General features: G+C 40.4%; 13 protein-coding genes. 7 read left to right on the top strand and 6 right to left on the bottom strand.

Annotated elements, in window-relative coordinates:
• Nucleotides 1–11: 11 nt before the first annotated feature.
• Both ACE01U_RS01275 and lipA read right to left on the bottom strand, forming a co-directional pair.
• Nucleotides 12–2,486 carry an acyl-CoA dehydrogenase gene (locus ACE01U_RS01275; protein ID WP_395553083.1) on the bottom strand — a complete coding sequence of 825 codons (2,475 nt, stop codon included), beginning with the start codon at nt 2,484–2,486 and terminating at the stop codon, nt 12–14.
• A gap of 291 nt (nt 2,487–2,777) precedes the next feature.
• On the bottom strand, nt 2,778–3,791 hold the full coding sequence (lipA, locus tag ACE01U_RS01270) for a lipoyl synthase (protein ID WP_086208311.1): 1,014 nt from the start codon (nt 3,789–3,791) through the stop codon (nt 2,778–2,780).
• 209 nt (nt 3,792–4,000) lie between these two features.
• Here lipA and sthA point away from each other — a divergent pair, with 209 nt between their 5' ends.
• Nucleotides 4,001–5,416 carry a Si-specific NAD(P)(+) transhydrogenase gene (gene sthA, locus ACE01U_RS01265; protein ID WP_086208310.1) on the top strand — a complete coding sequence of 472 codons (1,416 nt, stop codon included), beginning with the start codon at nt 4,001–4,003 and terminating at the stop codon, nt 5,414–5,416.
• Nucleotides 5,417–5,552: 136 nt separating this feature from the next.
• Entirely contained in the window at nt 5,553–6,539 is a 987-nt protein-coding gene (locus tag ACE01U_RS01260; protein ID WP_395553082.1) for a bifunctional helix-turn-helix transcriptional regulator/GNAT family N-acetyltransferase, read from the top strand.
• A gap of 82 nt (nt 6,540–6,621) precedes the next feature.
• On the opposite strand, the gene ACE01U_RS01255 is transcribed toward ACE01U_RS01260, so the two are convergent.
• The gene (locus ACE01U_RS01255; protein ID WP_004693924.1) at nt 6,622–6,762 is read right to left on the bottom strand and encodes a hypothetical protein; all 141 of its coding nucleotides are present in this window, start codon (nt 6,760–6,762) and stop codon (nt 6,622–6,624) included.
• Nucleotides 6,763–7,179: 417 nt separating this feature from the next.
• Nucleotides 7,180–8,112: a hypothetical protein gene (locus ACE01U_RS01250; protein ID WP_119063661.1), complete on the bottom strand. Its 933-nt coding sequence runs from the start codon at nt 8,110–8,112 to the stop codon at nt 7,180–7,182.
• Between the two features lie 268 nt (nt 8,113–8,380).
• On the opposite strand from ACE01U_RS01250, the gene ACE01U_RS01245 reads away from it, so the two are divergent.
• Nucleotides 8,381–8,851, top strand: coding sequence for a YaiI/YqxD family protein (locus tag ACE01U_RS01245; RefSeq protein WP_086208307.1), 471 nt, complete (start codon nt 8,381–8,383; stop codon nt 8,849–8,851).
• A gap of 13 nt (nt 8,852–8,864) precedes the next feature.
• Nucleotides 8,865–9,776, top strand: a complete 912-nt coding sequence (locus ACE01U_RS01240; RefSeq protein ID WP_395553081.1) for a DMT family transporter — start codon at nt 8,865–8,867, stop codon at nt 9,774–9,776.
• 17 nt (nt 9,777–9,793) lie between these two features.
• Here ACE01U_RS01240 and ACE01U_RS01235 read toward each other — a convergent pair whose 3' ends face one another.
• A complete protein-coding gene (locus tag ACE01U_RS01235) occupies nt 9,794–10,363 on the bottom strand; it encodes a PilZ domain-containing protein (RefSeq protein ID WP_110974565.1) in 570 nt (189 codons plus the stop codon).
• 24 nt (nt 10,364–10,387) lie between these two features.
• Between ACE01U_RS01235 and ACE01U_RS01230 the strand changes: the two genes are divergently transcribed.
• From ACE01U_RS01230 to ACE01U_RS01220, 3 genes are all read left to right on the top strand, one after another.
• Nucleotides 10,388–11,623: a lipoprotein-releasing ABC transporter permease subunit gene (locus tag ACE01U_RS01230; protein ID WP_086208304.1), complete on the top strand. Its 1,236-nt coding sequence runs from the start codon at nt 10,388–10,390 to the stop codon at nt 11,621–11,623.
• Nucleotides 11,616–12,299, top strand: a complete 684-nt coding sequence (lolD, locus tag ACE01U_RS01225; RefSeq protein ID WP_395553080.1) for a lipoprotein-releasing ABC transporter ATP-binding protein LolD — start codon at nt 11,616–11,618, stop codon at nt 12,297–12,299. The genes ACE01U_RS01230 and lolD overlap by 8 nt, the downstream gene beginning before the upstream one ends.
• A gap of 100 nt (nt 12,300–12,399) precedes the next feature.
• Entirely contained in the window at nt 12,400–14,871 is a 2,472-nt protein-coding gene (locus ACE01U_RS01220; protein ID WP_395553079.1) for a DNA internalization-related competence protein ComEC/Rec2, read from the top strand.
• Here ACE01U_RS01220 and ACE01U_RS01215 read toward each other — a convergent pair.
• Nucleotides 14,771–15,760 carry a lysophospholipid acyltransferase family protein gene (locus ACE01U_RS01215; protein ID WP_086208302.1) on the bottom strand — a complete coding sequence of 330 codons (990 nt, stop codon included), beginning with the start codon at nt 15,758–15,760 and terminating at the stop codon, nt 14,771–14,773. The genes ACE01U_RS01220 and ACE01U_RS01215 overlap by 101 nt on opposite strands.
• Between the last annotated feature and the right edge of the window lie 121 nt (nt 15,761–15,881).

Genomic DNA, 15,881 nt, shown 5'->3' with positions numbered 1-15,881 from the left:
CAATAAGACGATTAGAGTCTAATATCTGAAATTTTGGTGTGATAGGGGTTATTTAAAGAGAGTGTCTGTTCAAGCTCATGGTCGAAAATATCGGTGAGCATACTATCGAAGCGTTGAGTGTTGTAATGAAGCAACTGATCCGCTTCCTCAGAGCTGATGAATCCTGTTTCAAGCGCATGTTGAATATGTGATTCAAAATCTAAGCCTTCAAATTGTCCTTTGGACTCCGCTTTTTTAAACTTCGTCCACAGCGGATCAATCTTTAATGCTGCTTGGAACGCATTTTCCATACGCCCAAAGACATCATCGGGATTGGTATTGTAAAAAACATGCTGCTTCAGTTGTTCACGGAACGGGTTATTTTCCATGATAGCAAGTCCTAATTGCGTTTTTAGCTGGTCACTTGGTTGCTGGGCAACACGACCAAAAGGGAAACAGATGAATTTGACTATGCAAGCTGCGGCTCGTATAGGAAAGTTTGCAAGTAGCCCATCAAATGCATCCTGAATTTGCACGAATGCTTTTTCTAAAGCTAGTTGAGCATGTTGTTGTTCCACCTCACTACGTTGTCCTTTTTCATAAAACTTCAAAATAGCAGTCGCGATAAATAAATAAGCATGAATGTCGGCTAAACGCCCTGAAAGCATTTCTTTGCGCTTAATATCACCTGCAAGTAAGCCTAAACAAAGGTCTGCGGTTAAAGCGAAGTTGGCACTGAAACGGTTAATGGTTTTGTAAAAAGGACGTGAGAAATCATCTGTCTGTGCGGAAGCATCTGAAGGACCACCGAACATGCCATAACTGAATGAACGTGCTGTTCGGTTAAAGGTATAAGCCAAATGTTTAAAAAGTAGCGTGTCGAAAGGCGCTAAAGCGGTTTTTGTATCTTCTGCTTGAAGGAGTTGCAGCTCTTCATATAAATAAGGATGACAGCGCATAGAGCCTTGACCAAAGATCATTAAAGAACGGCTTAAAATATTGGCCCCTTCAACAGTAATCGAAATGGGGATGGCTTGATAATTCAGTGCTAAAAAATTGCGTGGCCCCATTTGCACAGCCCGTCCACCAACGACATCCATGCCGTGATTGACGATTTTACGCATGGTTTCAGTGGCATAGTATTTGGCCATAGCTGTCATTACAGCAGGTTTTCCACCTTCATTTAAACCACAGGTCACCATATAGCGAAAAGCTTCTAACATATACGCACCGCTGGCAATATCACTAGTGGCTTCTTGCACACCTTCAAAATGTCCCACAGAAATTTTAAACTGTTGGCGGACTTTGGCAAAAGCACCGACGCTTAAATAGGCCATTTCAGCAGAAGCAGTGGAGAGCGCAGGTAGGGAAATACCGCGACCTACGGCTAAGCACTCCATCAGCATGCGCCAACCTTTACCTGCATTTTCTACCCCACCAATAATCCAATCGAGTGGGATAAAAACATCTTGTCCATCGACCGTTCCATTCATAAAAGGGGAACCAGGATTATGGCGTGCACCGACTTGGACACCTGCATGGCTGGCAGGTAATAAGGCGCAGGTGATACCGTATTCAGTTTTGCTTGCATCGCCTAAGAGTCCATCAGGGTCATAAAGTTTAAAAGCGAGACCAATCACAGTTGCAATAGGTGCCAGAGTAATCCAGCGTTTTGAAAAGTTCATACGTAAACCGAGTATTTCTCGGTCTTCAAACATGCCATAACAGACCACGCCTGTATCAGGTATTGCACCTGCGTCTGAACCAGCCTCGGGACTGGTTAAACCAAAGCAGGGGATTTCTTCACCTTTGGCGAGTCCCGGTAGATAGCGTTGTTTTTGTTCCTCAGTTCCATAATGTAAAAGCAACTCACCTGGGCCTAGAGAGTTGGGCACCATACAACTGACGGCAGTAGTCAGTGAACGTGAAGAAATTTTGCTCATGATGCGACTTTGGGCAAAGGAGCTAAACGCACGACCGCCGTATTCTTTGGGAATAATTAAACCCAAAAAGCCTTGTTCTTTGATGTATTGCCATGCTTCAACAGGAAGATCTTTTAAGTGGTGATGAATTTCCCATTCATTGAGTAAACCGCAAAGGTGTTCAACTTCATGATCTAAGAAGGATTGCTCCTCAGCAGACAAAGTTGGGTAGACATAACCATCAAATTTTTTCCAGTCAGGCGCACCCATAAATAATTCTTTTTCCCACCAACTGGTGCCTGCATCCAATGCTTCGCGTTCGGTACTGCTCATACTCGGCATGGCTTTGGTTAAAGCTTTATATGCAGGTTGCGTGATTAAGGACTTGCGTAATGGATCAATAACCACAATCAGGCTGAGAATAATTAAGGGTAGACCTAGAAGTAGTGACCACGGATTAATAAAAATAGCAGTGAATAGGGATGCAAAAATAACCATTGCAGCACCAATAAGGCGACTGACTTCAAAATAAAAAATAGCCCAGAGGGTACAGATTAAAAGCAGAATGGCGAAAATGAAACCCATTGAAACCTCCCGTTGTTTACACCGTGAGGTGAGTCATACGTTTTATAAAATTTCACGGAAAATAAGGCAAAACGTAGACTGAAAAGGTGTAATAAAAATGAATTTGATTTGATGTGTAGCAATACAATTATTTTAGACTTTGAATTAGCTTAGGGCGTTTTTTGAGCAATGACTGTGTTAGAAATGTATGAATACGTAATTGAAAAATATAAAGAACGAAGTCTGTAATAAAAAAAGCCCTCATATGAGGGCTTTTAATTTTTGCATTTAACTGTTTAACATCACAGCAAATTAAGCTTCAATTGTTTGAACAGCAATCTTTTTCGCAGGGTCTACTTTGCGACGTACTGCTGGTACAGGTTCGCCATAGTATTGACGGTCAGCGAAGTAACTTGAGCGAACCATTGGTGCTGCCCAAATATTTCTAAAGCCTAGCTTTTGACCATGTGCAGTGTAACGTTCAAATTCTTCTGGTGTAACAAAGCGGTCAATCGGCGCATGCTCTTTTGAAGGCTGTAAATACTGACCAATCGTTACATAGTCAACGCCGTGTGCATGCAAGTCATCTAAAAGTGAAATGACTTCTTCTTCAGTTTCACCAATACCGACCATCAAACCACATTTGGTTGGAACGTCAGGGCAGTATTCTTTAAACATTTTCAACAGATTTAAAGAGTGTTGGTAGTCTGAACCTGGACGCATTGCTTTGTATAAACGTGGCACCGTTTCAATGTTGTGGTTGAAAACATCAGGTGGACACTCGGTCATAATGCGAAGCGCAATGTCCATACGACCACGGAAGTCAGGGACTAAAATCTCAAGTAAAGTATTCGGGCTTAATGCACGTGCTTCTTTAATACAGTCAACAAAGTGTTGTGCACCACCGTCAAGTAAGTCATCACGGTCTACAGAAGTGATCACGGCATATTTTAGACCTAAGTTTGAAATCGTTTCAGCCATGTGACGTGGTTCGTCTGCATCAAGTGCGTTAGGACGACCATGTGCCACGTCGCAGAAAGGACAACGACGTGTACAAATGTCACCCATAATCATAAAGGTTGCAGTACCCCCACCAAAACATTCAGGTAGGTTTGGACATGCTGCTTCTTCACAAACGGTATGTAGTTTTTGTTCACGTAGGGTTGATTTAATGCGTTGCACTTCTTCGGGTGCTGCCATTTTCACGCGAATCCAATCCGGCTTGCGTGGTGTTTCAACCGTAGGGATAACTTTTACAGGTATACGCGCGACCTTTTCTGCGCCACGAAGTTTGATACCCTGCTCAGGTTTACGGTTTTCAGACATATTCAACTATTCCACTGTTTTTGACGGGGGAGATGCTAAAAATAGCAGTTCTTAGTATAGCTGAAATGCTAAATGATGGGGCAGAAATACTATTCATTTACTAAATGTGGTTATCACTTAATATATGTAAGCTAAATACAGCAAATTGCCTGCAATTACGTCATAATATGCCCAAGATAAGTAATAAGTTTTTGAAGAAGGAGCGTTGAATGCCACGTAAAAAAGAGGTCGTTGGTGGAACTTTCGTTAAGTACGATGCGGTCGTTCTAGGTTCAGGCCCTGCGGGTGAAGGCGCGGCAATGAAACTTGCCAAATCTGGAAAGCGTGTTGCGATTGTGGATGTACGTGAGCAGCTCGGTGGTAACTGTACCCACGTGGGGACCATTCCAAGTAAGGCTTTACGTCAAACGGTATCGAGCATTATTCGCTATCGTCGTGATCCAATGTTTAAAAAAATGGGCGACTGGCGTCAGTTTACCATGAAGCAAGTGCTTCAAAATGCACATAAAGTGATTCAACAACAAGTAGATACGCATTCACGTTTTTATGACCGTAACAAAATTGATATTTTCCATGGTCGCGCCTATGTCCAAGACCAAAATACAGTTTTAGTGTTTAGCCCTGAAGGCATTAAAGAAACGATCCTATGTAAACAAATCGTAATTGCAACGGGTAGTCGTCCATATCGTCCTGCGGCGCTTGATTTTAACCATCCGCGTGTATTCGATTCAGACAAAATTTTAGATCTTGATTATTCCATCCAAAAAATCATTATTTATGGTGCAGGTGTCATTGGTTGTGAATACGCGTCTATTTTTATTGGGCTAGATCACAAAGTTGACTTGATTAACACACAGCACAAACTGCTGAGTTATCTTGATGATGAAATTTCAGATGCGTTATCTTATCACTTACGCCAACAAGGTGTTTTGATTCGCCATAATGAGCAGATTGATCATCTTGAAACCTATGATGATCACGTGGTACTGCATTTGCAAAGCGGTAAGAAAATTAAAGCCGATGCCATTTTATGGTGTAACGGCCGCTCTGGAAATACGGATGGCTTAGGTTTGGAAAATGTTGGCATTACACCAAACAGTCGTGGTCAGATTACGGTGAATGATCAGTACCAAACCGAAGTAGAAAATATTTATGCTGCAGGTGATGTGATTGGCTGGCCTTCACTGGCTTCTGCTGCATACGACCAAGGTCGTTGTGCGGGTGCAAATATGAGCGGTGAGGAAGGCGTTGAACCTGTTGTTGATATTCCGACAGGGATTTATACCATTCCAGAAATTTCTTCGATTGGTAAAACTGAACAAGAGTTAACTGAAGAAAAAATTCCGTATGAAGTGGGTCAGGCTTCATTCCGTCACTTGGCACGTGCACAAATTACGGGTGACACGGTGGGTGAATTGAAAATTCTGTTCCACCGAGAAACTTTGGAAGTGCTGGGTGTACATTGCTTCGGTAACAACGCTTCGGAAATTATTCACATTGGTCAAGCTGTGATGAATAGTCCAAATAATACCATCAAATATTTTGTGGAAACCACATTCAACTATCCAACTATGGCGGAAGCTTACCGGGTTGCAACTTTAAACGGTATGAATCGGTTGTTCTAATTTTTATAATATTTTTCAAAAACCTGCGAGTTTAGGCTCGCAGGTTTTTTTATATCTAAAATATTTTGTTATCTATTGTTTAGTTTTTATGAGTATGTAAATATGCTGGATATGTACACTAAAGTTGGCTAACGTTATGAGTCGAACGCCGATTAGTCCAATTTATCACATTCGTCAGTCTACTCAGCAATTGGTTCGTGAGTATGGTCGTCTACAGAATGGTTTAGATCAAGTATTGTCATCATCGTCAGTGCAATGTTTACTTTGTTTAGAGCAACAAGGGCAACTGAGTGCAGTTTCTTTGGTGGAACACTTGGGTTTGGACAAATCAAGTGTGAGCCGAATGTTAGCCAAGTTAAAACAAACGGGTGAAATTGAGGAATTCAGTAGTAGCGAAGATGGACGTGTCAAGTTAGTTTGCTTAACCGAGCAAGGGCTCAGTACAGTTCACCATATTCATAGAGCTGATCAAAGTCAGATCAGTGTGGCATTGCAAAATTTAGATGAACATGGACAGCAACTGATTTTGCAGGGTTTAGCCCTGTATCTTGAAACACTAAAAAACTTTCGCATCTCAGCAACTGGAATACATACTACCAATATTCAAATTGTCTCTGGCTATCAAACAGGCTGTGTTGCCCGGCTGATTGATATGTTGCGCCAGTTTTATCGAATGAATAGCACATCACATGATGTGATTGAAATTCAGTTTGCACGCGAGTTAGCTGATTTTATTGGTCGCTTAGATCAGGCGCGTAATGAAATTTGGTTTGCCTTACATCAAAATCGTATTGTGGGCTGTGTTGCGATTGATGCAGAAAACTTAGGCAATGCCAATGCTCAACTTCGGTGGTTGATGGTGGATGATATTTGGCGCGGACAGGGCATAGGTCAACGGCTTATGTCACATGCAATGCAATTTTGTGAGTTACATGACTTTCAGGCGGTGGAAACGTGGCTTGAGCAACCATATCAGGCTGCAAAAAAATTGTATGAGCAATATGGTTTTGTTTATATGAGTGAACAGCCTGTTGAGTATTTTGGGCAAATATTTACTGAACAATATTATATAAAGCGCATAAAAGACCACACAGCTAAGCGCGGTAGAAGAAAAAAAGTTTAGATGACTTTGTTTTGGCTATTTTAGACGTAAAAAAACCAACAATCGTTGGCTTCTTTGAATGGGGCTGCGAAGGTCACATCAATTACAAAATGAATTGATGTAAGAAGTAGGCAGAAATCATCATGCCTAACACAAAGAACATGCACGAATAAGCATCAAGCTGATAGCGCTTTTCTAATTGATGTTCAACATGCTGTATATTTTCTTCTTGCATAATTTTCATGGAAGTTTTATTCCGATTTAATTATCGTTTAAATCCTATTGCATGTTTATATTTTTAACATAAAAAAATGATTAAATAAAGTACTAAATAAAAATAATCAAAGCCGATTATACATCATTATTAATTTTTTTAGTTTTATCTAAAAATTATATCAAAGTCTGCTTCTGGCAAGAGCTAACTATATGAAAGTCATAAAACTCATAAGTTTTGAATATATAAATTAAATAAAAATAATGAATTTAAAACTGTGGATAAATGGGTTTTAAAATGAATTTAAAATAGATGGAATTAATATAAAATGTGGATAAGTTTTATACAAATGAATTTAAATTAAAATAAAAGTGAGCTATAAAAATAAAAAAATCCAACTCAGTTGATACAAATTGCTTTGCAATCTGAGTTGGATTTTTGTTTAAATTATTGATTTGATGAATAAATATTGGCTTGAATCCAAATGTTACCACGGATGTATTGCCCAATATTGAACTGTGCATAAGTTGGGTTTTTAGTGGCAATACGGATCAAGGTTGCAGCTTGGTCTTCTTCATGAATTAAGGCAACGTCAAGCAACGTGTAGTCTTGCTCCATAAATTGCATGCTAGTTTTACCCACAATATTGCCTTGAAACCATGCTTCATCTTCCTGACCAATCTTTTCACCATATAAATAGGCAACCATCTTTGAAAAATCTACAGTCACAGGTTCTTTATCGTCATCTGACTTTGGTTCCCATGCGTCGATTTGCTCTTGGAGGTTGGCAGGGGCAATACCATTGTTTGCTGCTAAAATATCGTTTAGTGCGCGATGGTGTTTAATGGATGCGGGATCATCAACGACAAGTTGTTCATGTTCTGCAACAGCCTCTAGCTCATATGCCCATGCATTGAGTTGTGCAACATAGGTTTGGTCTTTTTGGTATTGGCCATGATTCACGCTATACAGACTATCGTAAGCATATACAATGCTGTTATTACCTAAATTTAGGCGTAGAACAGCTTGCGTGTTTGATTGACAGCGGATGATACGTTCAACCACAACAGGAACTTTGTAGGGGCTATTGAAACTTGGGAATGCAGTTTTTACTGCTGTAGGCTTATTATTTTCAACTGCAATCACTTGTGTAAGCTGAACAGCAGCTTGACTTGGTCCTTGGATTAACCAACAGTTTGCATCCATATCCTGTTCAGTTTGGCACAACCCCATTGGCATAATCGGCGCATTTAAAGCTAAACCTAACCATTTGGGTACATCTTGTGCAGGGTGATCTGTGAGTAAATTCCAATGTTCGACGTGGCTACCAAAGTTTTGGTCATCAATGGTGATTATTTCTGGACTATTTTGATTGTTCATATGCACGATTGAATGAGGTGATATATCCCTATTAAATCGAGGGTTATTTCTATATTTCAAGTCCTTTATTATATTTTTACTGAAGAATCATGAAAAAGCACATAGATATGGCTTGAATTTGGCTTTTAAATCCTACCACAGTCATGATGAATTATACTTTAAAAGTATTTGGCGATGGTTAACACTGTCATTTTGAGCGGTTTTATCTATTAATCTAACGCACTGAGTTTGTTAGACTAAGACAGTTTCTTTTGTTCGTGGATGCAAAGTGTTGCCATTTAAACTGTGGGTGGATGCTGATGCATTACCTAAAATCTTACGTGAAGTGATTTTACGTGCTTCAGATCGTTATCAGCTTGAAGTCACTTTCGTGGCAAACCAAAATGTTGGGATTACGCCATCCATCCGTATTAATTCGATTCAGGTGATGAGCGGGGCAGATGCGGCTGATCAAGAAATTGTTGATCGCATGCAAGCCAACGATATTGTGATTACTCAGGATATTCCGCTTGCCGCACAAGTGATTGAAAAAGGAGGGGTTGCGATTCATCCTCGTGGTGAAATTTACACCACTGCAAATGTCAAAGCGCGACTGCATTTACGGGACTTTATGGATACCTTACGTGGGGCAGGTGTTCAAACAGGTGGTCCTCCCCCTATTTCCGAACGAGATAAACGAGAGTTCTCCAGTTCTTTAGATCAAACCATCCAAAAGCAAAAACGTAAAACAGCTATCTAGCATCGAGCCGATTATGTCTTCTAAAGCCAATTTGATGGCAACCTATGGATTACTGGTTTTTATTTGGTCTACAACGCCTTTAGCGATTGTGTGGAGTGTGACCGATTTACATATGCTGTGGGCGTTGGTATTGCGATTTTTTATTGCACTACCTTTGGCGATTTGTTTGTTATTGGTTCTAAAGCGCCAGTTCCCGACCAACAAAGTTGCGTGGCATAGTTATTTAGCTGGTTCTTTTAGCTTGATCGGCTCGCAGTTTTTTACCTATGTCGCAACCAATTATATTAGTTCAGGCATGATTGCCTTAATGTTTGGCTTAGCACCCATTATGGCAGGGCTGATCGGACGTTTTTACTTTAAGACCTATTTGAGCGCAATGCAGTGGCTCGGGATGTGTATTGCATTGGTGGGATTGGCCATTATTTGTCTTGCTGGAAATACACAGCATGTGCATCCCTTTGGGATTGGGTTGATGCTACTCAGTGTATTTTCTTATGCAGCCTCTATTTTTTGGGTGAAAAAAGTCAATGCGAATATCGAACCTGTTGCACAAGCCACGGGGTCAATCTTGGTTTCAACCGTAGCAGCAATATGTATCGTGCCATTTATTTGGCAGTATGCACCGCAGCAAATGCCCGATTTGAAAACTTGTTTGGCACTACTTTATACCGTCATTATGGCGTCATTGATTGCAATGTTCTGTTATTTTAATTTGGTACAAAAAATTCAGCCGACAACGTTGTCATTGACAACAGTCATGACGCCGATGATTGCTTTATTTATTGGTGCAGTACTCAACCACGAAAAACTGTCGATGTTAGTCCTCTTGGGTGCAGTGGTATTGCTATCTGGCTTATTTGTCTATTTTTATAAAGATCTTCAGGCAAGTCGCAAACTTGCCCAAAAATTAAAAAGTCCAAACTAGTCCGAGTTTTTGGCTTTTTAATGATCTTCTAAGCTTAATGAAATACAGTCTGCGAGTTTTGAACGATCTTGCGGGTGCAAGGTAATAAAGTATGCACCCGTGCGATACTTATCATTTTCTTCTGCGTTGCTATATACCACTTGCGCAATGGCTGCAATATGGAAGAAGTTTTCAGGATGGCTCAAAGTCAGATGTATATAGGTACCATCTTGAATTTGCTTGTCACTGTAAAAGCTTAAACCACTTTCTGAAAAGTTGACATGCTCAGGCGTAGGTAACATGGTTTGTACAATCGTGTCGTACAAAGATCCCGTGATCAGGTTTAATTTTTGATTAAATAGGGATAATATTCGAGCAATTTGTTGATCTTTTTCAGATAATTGTTCTAATTCGTAGTTTAGGGCATGATCAAATTGATCTAATTCTGCGAGTAGTAGAAAATAGCGTGGCAAAACAAAATTAGGATCGTAAGGGTCATTAAGGGCAACATCATCAGAAATAATCTGATAGTTAATTCTCAAGGCCGCGTCGATTCGAGACATCACACGACGTTCAGTTTGAACGTTTTGATGCTGTAAACTTTCCATAATTATGACCTCGGACTAGATGGTATGTTTAAACCAATCTCGCTGTATATAGGGTTGAGATATACTCGCGCACGGCGTAGCAACCACTTTATTTCTTTTATTGCACTGGTTTCGATGATCGGTCTGACACTGGGTGTGGCAGTACTCATTACAGTGTTATCTGTAATGAATGGTTTTGACCGAGAATTGAAAACTCGTGTACTTGGAATGATACCTCAAGCCACTGTTTCTTCAACACAAATTTTAACAAATTGGCCCGAACTTGCAAAAAAAATTGAAACAAAAGAGCATGTCACGGGTGTGGCACCTTTTACTCAATTGCAGGGGATGCTGACTGCACAAGGCCAAGTGGCTGGAATCATGGTCACGGGAATTGAACCTGAGTATGAAAAAAAGGTTTCGATTATCCAAGACCACATGGTTGAAGGGGGTATTGATAAGCTCAAAAAAGGTGAGTTTGGTATTGTTTTAGGCAAACAAATGACCGATGCCTTAGGTTTAGGTTTAAATGACAGTGTGACTTTGGTTTTACCTGAGGCAACACCATCACCAGCGGGTGTCGTACCACGTTTTAAGCGTTTCAAAATTGTGGGGATTTTCAGCATTGGTGCTGAGGTTGATTCGATGATGGGCTACATTGCTCTTAATGATGCATCAACTTTGCTGCGCTTACCTGACGGTGCACAAGGTATTCGCTTGAAACTAGATGATATTTTTGTTGCTCCGAAAGTGGCAGATGAAATTGTCATGGATCTGCCAAGCGGTTTTTATGCCTCAAATTGGACCTATACTCACGGCAACTTATTTAGTGCGATCCAAATGGAAAAAGCGATGGTGAGCTTATTACTGTTCCTGATTGTCTTGGTGGCTGCATTTAATATTGTGTCGTCCTTGGTGATGGTTGTCACCGATAAAAAATCGGATATTGCTATATTACGAACTCTTGGGGCTTCTCCAGCAACTATTACTCGTATTTTTATGGTTCAGGGTACGATTATTGGTGTGATTGGTACAGTATCTGGTGCGATTCTCGGTATTGTTTTCGCTTCAAGTATTAGTAGCTTGGTGGGTTGGCTAAATAATGTAATGGGGCTTCATTTATTTGATGCTTATTTTATTAATTACTTACCTTCGTATTTAAGATGGCAAGATGTATTAACCATTGTGTCCCTGTCTTTAATTTTAAGTTTCCTTGCAACAATTTATCCTGCAATGCGTGCTGCAAAAATCCAACCTGCGGAGGCATTACGCTATGAGTAAAATTGTTTTAGAAGCACAAAATATTGAAAAGCACTTTACCGATGGTAAGTCGACCGTTGAAGTGATTAAAGGTCTCTCTCTACAAGTCAAAGCAGGCGAATTTGTCTCGATTGTGGGGTCGAGTGGTTCGGGTAAAAGTACGTTGTTACATGTATTGGGCGGTTTAGACCGTCCGAGCTCTGGACAGGTATTTTTACAGGGTAGTCGTTTTGACAGTTTGAATGAAGCTGAGCGTGGCTATTTACGTAATCAACACTTAGGTTTTGTTTACCAGTTCCATCATCTGTTGCCTGAGTTTACGGCTTTAGAAAATGTGGCCATGCCGCTGATGTTACGCCAAGGCACCAACTTTAAAGATGTGCAAAAACAGGCTGAATACTTGCTTGAACGTGTAGGATTGACGCATCGTTTAACCCATAAACCAGGTGAGCTTTCAGGTGGGGAACGTCAACGCGTTGCCTTGGCGCGAGCATTGGTGGCTAAGCCTGACTTGATGATGGCAGATGAACCGACAGGTAATTTAGATCGGAAAACAGCAAGTAAAATTTTTGAGTTGCTGATGGATTTACGTCAGGAATTCAATATGGCGATGTTGATTGTGACGCATGATGAGCAACTGGCTCAGTCGGCTGATTCTATTTTGCATATGCAAGATGGTCTTTGGGTCAATGATTAGGCTGAGTACCGACAAAAATATGAGATAAAGCCACTATCTATTGAAGCCCACTTCGGTGGGCTTTATTATGGCGCCAATAAAAACAATAACTGAATAAAAAATGAAGCTTTTATATGCTGTTGCTTGGATTTTAGGAATTGCATTAATGGGGCAGAGCGTCCCCATCCTAAATCATCTTTTTTACCCAGCATTGATTTTGGTCATCGGACTTTTACCTTTACAGTTTTTTCTTTTTAAGCATAAACCCGCGCTTATTTTACAGTTTATATGCGGATTAATTTATTTCATGTTGTTTTTAACTGCGGGATATCATTATGCGCAATCGGCTTTGCAGCAACGTCTAGCCTATAAAGAAACCCGAGTGGAAGATACTAAAGTCATTGTTTATATTGCAAAGATTAACCAACTGGGTAGTGAGACCATTCAGCAAGAAATACAGGTCTTGAACCGACACGAGCAACCGGTGCAGTGGTTAAGTTTTCAAAAAAGGATATCGGATCAGCAAGCGGTGTTGGAACTTGGGAAATACTACCGACTGACCGGGGAAATACGTCCTGCACATAGTTATGCAGTGCAAGGTGTATTCGATCTTGAGCAGTGGTATCTGCAACGTAATCTTATGTCTGGTTTCAAACTCAAGCAAATACAACCCTTATCTGAGGCAGAAATTTACGCGTTAGGCTATGCCAGTCATTTAAGAAAGCAGCAAACCATCTTCAAGCAACTCCAATTAGGTATAGAGCGACAGCGTTTAAAGATACGCAACTTTATTTATATACAGCCCTTAAGTCATAAGGGCTTAATTTTAGCGCTCCTGACAGGGGATGAAAGTTTCTTAGATAAGGAAACAACAATATTCTTTCAACGTTTTGGTATTAGTCATTTGTTGGCAATTTCAGGACCGCATGTACTCATCTTTGCTGTGATGTTTTGCTGGCTCTTACAAAAGATACTGAATCGTTATTGGCCACAGATTTTTCTAAAAATCCCACGACCTTATGCATTGTTACTACCATTTTGTTTCTGCGTATTGCTGTATTGTGCCTTTGTTGGTTTTGAGATTCCTGCACTGCGGACTTTACTCAGTTGTTTCTGTTTAACAACGTTGGCTTGGCTCAGGCAGAAAATTTCGGCTTTGACATTGCTCTTATTGAGTGCATCACTTCTTTTATTGTTTGATCCTTTTTCGATTCTATCAGCTGCTTTTTGGCTGTCCTATGGGGCATGTTTTGTACTTTTACGCATTTATCAAACCATCATTCGGTTTGATTTGAGTGGCTCCCAAACGTGGCAACAGCAACTTATATTCGCGCTCAAACTGTTGATAGAGTCGCAGTGGAAAATCTTTGTCGCACTTTTGCCTTTGGTGATCATTTTCTTTAAACAAGTCTCTTGGATTAGTCCTATCAGTAACCTTGTGGCCATTCCTTTGATTGGCTTAGTGGTTGTGCCATTGGATGTTTTGGCTGCTTTTACCTTTTATGTTTTTGAACCGCTGAGTAGTCTTTTGTTTCAGTTGGCAGATTGGGTATTGCTATTTTTGTTGAGCATACTCCACTTGTTAGATGCCATGCTTCCGATCAAATTGTTGTCAGTTGCACTTAACGTTTGGCAGATAATTTTTCTCATTGTGGTACTCAGCATTATTTTTATGCCCAAGTCGACTTTACCCAAAACATGGGTAGTATTGAGTGTTTTTCCGCTACTTGGGCTGAGTGCAAAGCAGCATCCTTTTGAATTAATTGTACTTGATGTCGGTCAGGGGCAGGCGGTGTATATGCAGGATGATCAACAGCATGCCATGATTGACGTCGGAGGCTCCTATGATGAAACGAAGTTTAGTATTGCTAAGCAGGTGATTCAGCCATTTCTATCGAAACAAGGTGTGAGTGAATTAGATCCATTGATACTTACGCATTTGGATCAAGATCATAGTGGAAGCTATACCACATTAAAAAATGAGTTGTCGATCAATCAAGTCTATTCCAATCAGCAATTGGATGTGGCTAGCAAGTCTCGTTTTGATTATTGTAAACAAGGGCAGATTTGGCATTGGTCTGAACACGTTGAGATCAAAATTTTATCGCCAAAAGCCAGTCAATTGGCACAAGTGCCGTATCAGCAAAATGAGCTATCTTGTGTAGTCTATATACAGGTGAAAAATGTACAGCCTTATCAGAATTTTTTGATTATGGGCGATGCTGGCTGGCAAACCGAGTTTCAATTATTGCAGGATTATCCTGACTTAAAAGTTGATGTCCTGATCTTGGGGCATCACGGTAGTCGTCATAGTTCAGCTTATGCATTTTTAAAGTATTATCAACCAAAACTAGCGGTTGCTTCAGCAGGTTTTCATAATCGTTATGGGCATCCGAGTAGAATAACGCAAGCACGCTTGAAAGCACTCAATATTCCACTTTTGACTACAGCAGGGCACGGTAGTATACGTTTTACTGCGAGGTCTACAGGACTTATTGAGTTGATGACACAGCGTCAGACTCGACCGTGGTTGCAATCGGCTGATTCTGTTGTTCCAAACGTAACTGCTCTAAACGCAGCACTGCCTCATTAAATGGCAGATTATACAATGGCCTAAGTTTCGAATTGGCTTTGAAGCGTTTATAGGTCCAGTGGTAATGTTCTGGGTGGCGATGGACTAAGTTCTCAATGGCTTGATGAATCACTAAAGTACCATCATTGGCACTACCTTGATAAATCGCGTCACTCATTTCTTCAATGTACATGTCAAAGCCATCGTCATTACGAATGGCATACAGCAGTAAAGCTTTGGCTTTGGTTTTTTGAATCAGCTTGGCGCTCAGGTTACTTGAGGCTAGGGGAAAACCAAAATAAGGAATCATTTCCCCGCCTTGTTTGGGGGTATGATCGGGCAGAATCACGGTTGTTCCCCCTTGTTTGAGCGCCTTAAAAATTTGTCGAACTCCAGACTCATCGGTAGGAACAAGATGAGCACCCTCCCGACCACGTGCTTCACGAACAAATAAGTCAGCCCCAGGATCTTTGACTGGTTTATACATAATGGTCATTTCGGTAAATTGGGCAACATAGGTGTTCATAATTTCCCATGTCCCAAAATGTGGAACGATCAAGACGACACCTTTTTTAGCAGCAAGGGCTTCGTGTAGTAGATGTTCGCCATGTACTTTTTGAACGCGTTCAATATTTTTTTGGTTACTGGAACCCCAAATACTAAAAAACTCAAAATAAGTAGTGAGTTCATTACGTACTGCTTGTTTCGCAATCATTTCGCGCTGTTCTGGACTGAGTTCAGGTAAAGCAATTTGTAGATTTAGTCTGAGAGCATCATTATTTTTACTAATTTTTAAAAGATTGACTAAACCCGCTAAACCTCTAGCAAAAAAACGTGAAAATTTAATGGGTTGTTTACTTGCAAAACGGAGTAGACGATAAGTCGAGTTCTGTTCTTGTGGTTTAGTCATTCTTTAGAGTCGATATAGTGTACGTGGATAAAAACAAAAAATATTATAAGATAAAATGAATGGTTTCGACAGTTTTGTATAAATCAGTGTATATAATGAGGGCAATTTTATTCAAGTTTGG

The organism is Acinetobacter halobius, assembly GCF_044130335.1.
Lineage (GTDB): Bacteria > Pseudomonadota > Gammaproteobacteria > Pseudomonadales > Moraxellaceae > Acinetobacter.
Note: the sequence above shows the minus strand (reverse complement) of the source record. Positions and strands in the feature narration are given on the sequence as shown.

Bases quoted from the DNA above. Each gene is read 5' to 3' on its own strand.
- ACE01U_RS01275 (WP_395553083.1), bottom strand. From the start codon at position 2,486: ATGGGTTTCATTTTCGCCATTCTGCTTTTAATCTGTACCCTCTGGGCT.
- lipA (WP_086208311.1), bottom strand. From the start codon at position 3,791: ATGTCTGAAAACCGTAAACCTGAGCAGGGTATCAAACTTCGTGGCGCA.
- sthA (WP_086208310.1), top strand. From the start codon at position 4,001: ATGCCACGTAAAAAAGAGGTCGTTGGTGGAACTTTCGTTAAGTACGAT.
- ACE01U_RS01260 (WP_395553082.1), top strand. From the start codon at position 5,553: ATGAGTCGAACGCCGATTAGTCCAATTTATCACATTCGTCAGTCTACT.
- ACE01U_RS01255 (WP_004693924.1), bottom strand. From the start codon at position 6,762: ATGAAAATTATGCAAGAAGAAAATATACAGCATGTTGAACATCAATTA.
- ACE01U_RS01250 (WP_119063661.1), bottom strand. From the start codon at position 8,112: ATGAACAATCAAAATAGTCCAGAAATAATCACCATTGATGACCAAAAC.
- ACE01U_RS01240 (WP_395553081.1), top strand. From the start codon at position 8,865: ATGTCTTCTAAAGCCAATTTGATGGCAACCTATGGATTACTGGTTTTT.
- ACE01U_RS01235 (WP_110974565.1), bottom strand. From the start codon at position 10,363: ATGGAAAGTTTACAGCATCAAAACGTTCAAACTGAACGTCGTGTGATG.
- ACE01U_RS01230 (WP_086208304.1), top strand. From the start codon at position 10,388: ATGTTTAAACCAATCTCGCTGTATATAGGGTTGAGATATACTCGCGCA.
- lolD (WP_395553080.1), top strand. From the start codon at position 11,616: ATGAGTAAAATTGTTTTAGAAGCACAAAATATTGAAAAGCACTTTACC.
- ACE01U_RS01220 (WP_395553079.1), top strand. From the start codon at position 12,400: ATGAAGCTTTTATATGCTGTTGCTTGGATTTTAGGAATTGCATTAATG.
- ACE01U_RS01215 (WP_086208302.1), bottom strand. From the start codon at position 15,760: ATGACTAAACCACAAGAACAGAACTCGACTTATCGTCTACTCCGTTTT.